Genomic DNA, 6,375 nt, shown 5'->3' with positions numbered 1-6,375 from the left:
CTCGGACGGACCGCTGACCGCGGGGCCGGCCGTCACTCCCCCGGCTCGGACGGACCGCTGACCGCGGGGCCGGCCGTCACTCCCCCGGCTCGGACGGACCGCTGACCGCGGGGCCGGCCGTCACTCCCCCGGCTCGGACGGCCCGCTGCCCGCGTGGTCGGCGATGTGCTCGTGGTGGCGGATCACCTCGGCGATGATGAAGTTGAGCAGCTTCTCCGCGAAGGCCGGGTCGAGTTTCGCGTTCTCGGCGAGCTGGCGCAGCCGGGCGATCTGGCGGGCTTCGCGGGCGGGGTCGGCGGGCGGCAACTGGTGCTGGGCCTTGAGGTGTCCGACCTGCTGGGTGCATTTGAAGCGTTCGGCGAGCATGTGGACGACGGCGGCGTCGATGTTGTCGATGCTGTCGCGGAGCCGGCCGAGTTCGGCGCGCACGGCGGGATCGGTCCCGCCGTTGCCGCCAGGAGTGGTCGCTTCGTTGGTGTTGCCGTGGGTCATGGGGGTCCACCTTAAGGGGCGGCCGGCCCTTCGATGATCGGCGGATCGTCGGCGTCCGGCCGCTCCGGTGTCCGGCCGCCGGTGTCTGGCCGCTCCGGTCGCCGGGCACGGTGCGGCCCAGCTGTTCGCGGGTGGCGGCGTACGGCAGGACGCCCGCGAGCCGGTCGCGGGCGTCCCGTGCCATGTGCCGCCGCAGGCGTCCCGTGCGCCGTGTGCGTCGGCTCCGGCGGCCGTGGGGTCTAGGGCCTGTCGTTTGGATCACGCCGGCGTCGCGGGGTCTGGCACGCACATCTGCGGCGTTGTCGTCGGTCGCCGACGCTCCGCGTCGACTCCCTCCTCCGCCTTGCAGCTGTACGCGCCAGACCCCGCTCGGGTCGGTCAGGACGAACCGTCGGTCACAGCCAGCCTGATCCAAACGACAGGCCCTAGAGTCCGGCCGCCGCTCGGGCTATGTCCGCCGCGAAGGTCGACACCTCGCTGTAGACCCCCGGGTAGCCGGCGCGCGCGCAGCCCTCGCCCCAGCTGACGATGCCGACCTGGAGGTACGCGCCGGTGTCGTCCTTGCGGAACATGGGGCCGCCGGAGTCGCCCTGGCAGGTGTCGACACCGCCCTGCGGGAATCCGGCGCAGATCTCATCGCCGGGGACGAGGTCGCTGCCGTAGGCCTGGCGGCAGGTGGCGTCGTCGACGAAGGGGACGGTGGCCTTGAGCAGGTACCGCTGCTGGGCACCGCCCTCGCGCGCGGCGCCCCACCCGGCGACGGTGAAGTTCCCGCTGTTGTAGGCGGTGGTGGTGGCGATCTTCAGGGTGGGCTGTTCGATCGGCCTGGCGAGTTTGATGAGGGCCCAGTCCTTGCCCTTGCCGTTGTAGCCGGGTGCCTGGAGGACCTTGGTCGATTTGACCTTGGTCGCGCTGCTGCTCTGCAGGTCGACGACGCCGGCGGTGGCGGTGATGGACGTGTTGTTGCCGGAGCCGTTCACACAGTGCGCGGCGGTCAGGACGACGTCCTTGGCGTACAGGGCTCCGCCGCAGCCCATGGAGAGGCGGACCATGAACGGGAACTCGCCCTGTGCGGCCCGGGTTCCGCCGACGACGGGCTGCGGTGCGGCTTGCGCGGACAGGGGCTGGAGGGAGACGGCGGCGAGGGTCACGGCGCCGGTGGCGAGCAGGCGTCTGAGTCCGTTGAGCTTCTGGAGAGTCTTCAACGTGCTTCCTTTCGTGGGGGGTTGCACCACGAAGCCGAGTCGCATGGCATGACCCCGACAACGTGGGGGTTGGATTATCGAAACCCGCGCGCTCGTCCCACAAGGCGCCTTTCCGGCCACGCCGGACGGCGCCTTAGAGTGGAGGTGAGGAGTCCAGGTCCCCCCGGGGCCTGTTCCGGCGTCTTCAGGGGGTGCGGACGTGGCGAACGGCGGACCGGTCGAGCACGGCTACCCGCACCTGGACACCGTGCGGGCGTCGATCACCGCGCTGTACCGGCGGCTGTCCTGCGACACGGTCCAGACGTTCGCCGCCAGCGTGGCCCCCGCCGACGTGGCCTTCTGCGACACCGACGACCTGCATCTGGGCGCCCAGCGCGTCGCCCGCGAGATGGTGCGCCACTACCGGCTGCCGGACGCCCGGATGGTCGTCGGATTCCGCGAGATGACCCATGCCGCGAACGTCGAACTCACCGCAGGGCCCGAGTACTTCGTGGAACTCAACGACCGGTTCCGCACCCATCGGCGTGACATCGGGGCCGCCCTCGCCCACGAGGTGATGCACGTCTACCTGCACCGTCTGGACCTCTCCTTCCCCGGCACCCGGGACAACGAGATCCTCACGGACACGGCTGCGGCGTATCTCGGCGCGGGGTGGCTCCTGCTGGACGCCTTCCGCGAGGACGCGGCCTCCTCGCAGAAGCTCGGCTACCTCACCCCGGAGGAGTTCGGTTACGTCCTCGCCAAGCGCGCCCTGGTCTTCGGCGAGGACCCGGCGGTCTGGTTCACCAGCCCGCAGGCGTACACCGCGTACAACAAGGGGCTTGAGCAGGCGCGCAGGGACGAGCGGCAGCCGCCGCTGACCGCGGCGGGCTGGGCGGGCCGCCGCCGCTACGCGCAGGACCGCCGGCACGCCCGGGCCCACGGGACCGGGCCCGGCGCCCGGCCGGACGCGCCCTACACCTTCACCCCGGACGACGGCGGGCCGCTCCGCGTCTCCTTCCCCTGCCCCACCTGCCACCAGCGCATCCGCGTCCCCGTCCGCGGTCGCGTCCGGGCCCGCTGCGCCCTGTGCCGGACGGTCCTGGAGTGCGACACCTGAACGGGCGGCGGGGCCCAGCGGAGGGGCGGGACACCGGACCTCCGGAGGGCTCCTGCTCGCGCGCGCTACGGCACCCCGTCCGTCGCTACAGCCCCCCGTCCGTCGCCCCGTACACCGCCGCCGGACGGACCGCTTCCGCCAGTAGTTCCCGTACCGTCTCCCCGGCCTGGGCGGGTGTCCATCGCGCGCCCTTGTCGGCGGTGGGGCCCGGGCGCCAGCCCTCCATCACCGTGATGCGTCCGCCCTCGGCCTCGAAGACCCGTCCGGTGACGCCCGCGCAGGCGGCGGAGCCGAGCCAGACGACCAGCGGCGACACGTTCTCCGGGGCCATCGCGTCGAAGGCCCCGGGGCTGCCCGGCGCGGCCATGGTCCGCGCGAAGGTCCGTTCGGTCATGCGGGTGCGGGCCGCCGGGGCGATCGCGTTGACCTGGACGCCGTACCGCGCGAGTTCGGCCGCGGCGACCAGGGTCAGGCCGAGGATCCCGGCCTTCGCGGCGCTGTAGTTGGCCTGTCCCACCGACCCCGACAGGCCCGCCCCGCTGCTGGTGTTGACGACGCGGGCCCGCGGCGGGCGCCCCGCCTTCATCTCCGTCCGCCAGTGCGCCGCCGCGTGCCGGAGCGGCAGGAAGTGACCCTTGAGGTGGACGCGCAGCACGGCGTCCCAGTCGTCCTCGTCGAGGTTGACCAGCATCCGGTCGCGCAGGAAACCGGCGTTGTTGACGAGGGTGTCGAGGCGCCCGTAGGCGTCCAGGGCGGTGCGTACGAGGGACGCGGCGCCCTCGGTGGTCGCGATGTCGCCGCCGTGGGCCACCACCGTACCGCCGGCCGCGCGGATCTCCTCGGTCACCCGCGCGGCGGGGCTGTCGGGGTCCGGGGTGCCGTCGAGGCCGACCCCGAGATCGTTGACGACGACGCGGGCGCCCTGCGCGGCGAACGCGAGGGCGTGCGCCCGGCCGAGTCCGCGGCCCGCGCCCGTCACTATCACGACCCGCCCCTCGCACAGCAGCGGTGCACCCATGTCAGCTCCCCTTGTTGACGGTCGCGGCATCGAGGAAGGCGGGCCGTTCCCCGCCGCCGTGCACGAGCAGGCTCGCGCCGGTGATGTAGGCGGCGGCGTCGGAGGCGAGGAAGACGGCGGCCCGGCCCACGTCGCCGGGTTCGGCGAGGCGGCCGAGCGGGACGGTCCGTGCGACGGCGGCGACCCCGTCCGCGTCGCCGTAGTGCAGGTGGGAACGCTCGGTGCGGACCATGCCGACGACGAGGGTGTTGACCCGGATGTCGGGGGCCCACTCGACGGCCATCGAGCGGGCCAGGCTCTCCAGGCCCGCCTTGGCCGCGCCGTAGGCCGCCGTGCCGGGCGAGGGCCGGGTGCCGCTGACGCTGCCGATCATCACGATCGCCCCCCGGGTACGGCACAGCCGGCGGCGCGCGGCGAGCGAGGCGGTCAGCGGCGTGGTGAGGTTGAGCTCGATGACGCGGGCGTGCCGCTCGGCCTCCGACTCCGCGAGGAGCCGGTGCGGTGTGCCGCCGGCGTTGTTGACGAGGACGTCGACGCGGGCCAGGTCCTCGAAGAGGTCGCGGACGGCGGCCGGGTCCCTCAGGTCGACGGCGGCGAAGCGGACGCCCGCGAGGGGCCGCGGCGGCGGCCGGCGCGCGCAGACCACGACGTCGGCGCCCGCCGCGGCGAAGGCCCGCGCGATCCCGGCGCCGACCCCCCTGGTGCCGCCCGTGACGACGACGGTCCTGCCGCCGAGATCCGCGTTGTCCACAGGGCCTCCCGCTCGGATGCGTTCGCTGCTAGCTTCGGCAGTGCACCTAACAAACGTTTGGTGGAAAGGTAGCTGATGCGTCCATGGGTGTCTCCACCTCGTCCCCGGAAAAGGGGATTTCCGTCGTCACGGTCGACTACCCGCCGGTGAACGCGCTGCCGGTGCGGGGCTGGTTCGCACTGGCCGACGCGGTCCGGTCGGCCGGGCGCGACCCCGAGGTCCGCTGCGTCGTGCTGAGAGCCGAGGGACGCGGGTTCAACGCGGGCGTCGACATCAAGGAGCTGCAGCGGGACACCGGGGGTCACGGCGCGCTGATCGGGGCGAACAGGGGCTGCTTCGAGGCCTTCGCCGCGGTGTACGAGTGCGAGGTCCCCGTCGTCGCCGCGGTGCACGGCTTCTGCCTGGGCGGCGGCATAGGCCTGGTGGGGAACGCGGACGCGATCGTGGCCAGCGAGGACGCCACGTTCGGGCTGCCCGAGCTGGACCGGGGCGCGCTCGGCGCCGCCACGCATCTCGCCCGGCTGGTCCCGCCCCACCTGATGCGCGTCCTGTACTTCACCTCGCGCACCGTGACCGCGGCCGAGCTGCGCGCGCACGGCTCGGTGTGGCAGGTCGTGCCGCGCGCTGGACTCGACGCGTCCGCGCGGGCGCTGGCCCGCGAGATGGCCGCCAAGGACGGCGGTCTCCTCCGGCTGGCCAAGGCCGCGATCAACGGCATCGACCCCGTCGACGTGCGCCGCAGCTACCGCTTCGAGCAGGGCTTCACCTTCGAGGCGAATCTCAGCGGGGCCGCCGGCCGCGTCCGCGACGCCTTCGACGGCAGGCGCGGCAGGCAGGAGGAGGCGCGGTGAGCGACAAGACGATGTCGGCGGAGGAGGCCGTCGGCCGGCTGGAGAGCGGGATGACACTCGGCATCGGCGGCTGGGGCTCACGCCGCAAGCCGATGGCTCTGGTGAGAGCGCTGCTCCGGACGGGTATCGGTGATCTCACGGTCGTGTCGTACGGCGGGCCGGACGTCGGTCTGCTCGCCGCGGCCGGGCGGATCCGCAGACTCGTCGCCGCCTTCGTGACCCTCGACTCGATCCCGCTCGAACCGCACTACCGCGCGGCGCGGCAGCGGGCGGACTTCGAGCTGACCGAGGTCGACGAGGCGATGTTCATGTGGGGGCTGCACGCGGCGGCGAACCGGCTGCCCTTCCTGCCGGTGCGGGCCGGGATCGGCTCGGCCGTGATGCGGGTCAACCCCGGCCTGCGGACGGTCACTTCGCCGTACGCCGACGCGTCGACGGGGATCCGGGAGGAGTTCGTCGCCATGCCCGCCCTGCACCTGGACGCCGCGCTGGTCCACATGAACCGCGCGGACCGCCTCGGCAACGGCCGGTATCTGGGCCCCGACCCGTACTTCGACGACCTGTTCTGCGAGGCCGCCGACGCCGCCTACGTCTCGTGCGAACGGCTCGTGGACACCGCAGCGCTGACCCAGCAGGCCGCGCCCCAGACGATGCTGCTGAAACGGTCGTACGTGACCGGGGTGATCGAGACGCCGAACGGCGCGCACTTCACGTCCTGCGCCCCGGACCACGGCCGTGACGAGGCCTTCCAGAAGCTGTACGCCACCACGCCGTACGCCGAGTTCGCCGCGCGGTTCCTCGACGGCGACGAGCGGGCCTACCAGCGCGCCGTCCAGGCCTGGCAGAAGGAGCGGACCCCGTGAGCACACCCGCTGCACCCCCGCCACCGGCCCCGCCCACTCCCCCGCCCGCCGGGGCGCCGCCGGCCGGGTCCACGGCGCCCCTCCCGCCGCCCACCC

At 73.5% G+C, this 6,375-nt stretch carries 7 protein-coding genes; 3 read left to right on the top strand and 4 right to left on the bottom strand.

Features of this window, described 5'->3' with window-relative positions; all coding sequences use genetic code 11:
* Positions 1–120 precede the first annotated feature (120 nt).
* Both AC069T_RS07235 and AC069T_RS07230 read right to left on the bottom strand, forming a co-directional pair.
* Positions 121–492 (bottom strand): chorismate mutase, encoded by a 372-nt coding sequence (locus AC069T_RS07235; protein WP_478781781.1) that lies wholly within the window; start codon positions 490–492, stop codon positions 121–123.
* Between the two features lie 425 nt (positions 493–917).
* A complete protein-coding gene (locus tag AC069T_RS07230) occupies positions 918–1,697 on the bottom strand; it encodes a S1 family peptidase (RefSeq protein WP_478781780.1) in 780 nt (259 codons plus the stop codon).
* Between the two features lie 199 nt (positions 1,698–1,896).
* On the opposite strand from AC069T_RS07230, the gene AC069T_RS07225 reads away from it, so the two are divergent.
* Complete coding sequence (locus tag AC069T_RS07225; RefSeq protein WP_478781779.1) at positions 1,897–2,796, top strand: hypothetical protein; 900 nt, start codon at positions 1,897–1,899, stop codon at positions 2,794–2,796.
* Positions 2,797–2,881: 85 nt separating this feature from the next.
* Here the strand turns inward: AC069T_RS07225 and AC069T_RS07220 are convergent, their stop codons facing one another.
* Positions 2,882–3,814 carry an SDR family oxidoreductase gene (locus tag AC069T_RS07220; protein WP_478781778.1) on the bottom strand — a complete coding sequence of 311 codons (933 nt, stop codon included), beginning with the start codon at positions 3,812–3,814 and terminating at the stop codon, positions 2,882–2,884.
* A gap of 1 nt (position 3,815) precedes the next feature.
* The gene (locus AC069T_RS07215; protein ID WP_478781777.1) at positions 3,816–4,565 is read right to left on the bottom strand and encodes an SDR family oxidoreductase; all 750 of its coding nucleotides are present in this window, start codon (positions 4,563–4,565) and stop codon (positions 3,816–3,818) included.
* A gap of 83 nt (positions 4,566–4,648) precedes the next feature.
* Here AC069T_RS07215 and AC069T_RS07210 point away from each other — a divergent pair, with 83 nt between their 5' ends.
* Both AC069T_RS07210 and AC069T_RS07205 read left to right on the top strand, forming a co-directional pair.
* Positions 4,649–5,416, top strand: a complete 768-nt coding sequence (locus AC069T_RS07210) for an enoyl-CoA hydratase family protein (protein ID WP_478781776.1) — start codon at positions 4,649–4,651, stop codon at positions 5,414–5,416.
* On the top strand, positions 5,413–6,279 hold the full coding sequence (locus AC069T_RS07205; RefSeq protein WP_478781775.1) for a CoA transferase subunit A: 867 nt from the start codon (positions 5,413–5,415) through the stop codon (positions 6,277–6,279). The genes AC069T_RS07210 and AC069T_RS07205 overlap by 4 nt, the downstream gene beginning before the upstream one ends.
* Positions 6,280–6,375: the final 96 nt, after the last annotated feature.

Source organism: Streptomyces sp. NPDC043867 (assembly GCF_056435845.1).
The sequence above is the reverse complement of the archived record's forward strand: the minus strand, read 5'-3'. Positions and strand labels throughout refer to the sequence as shown.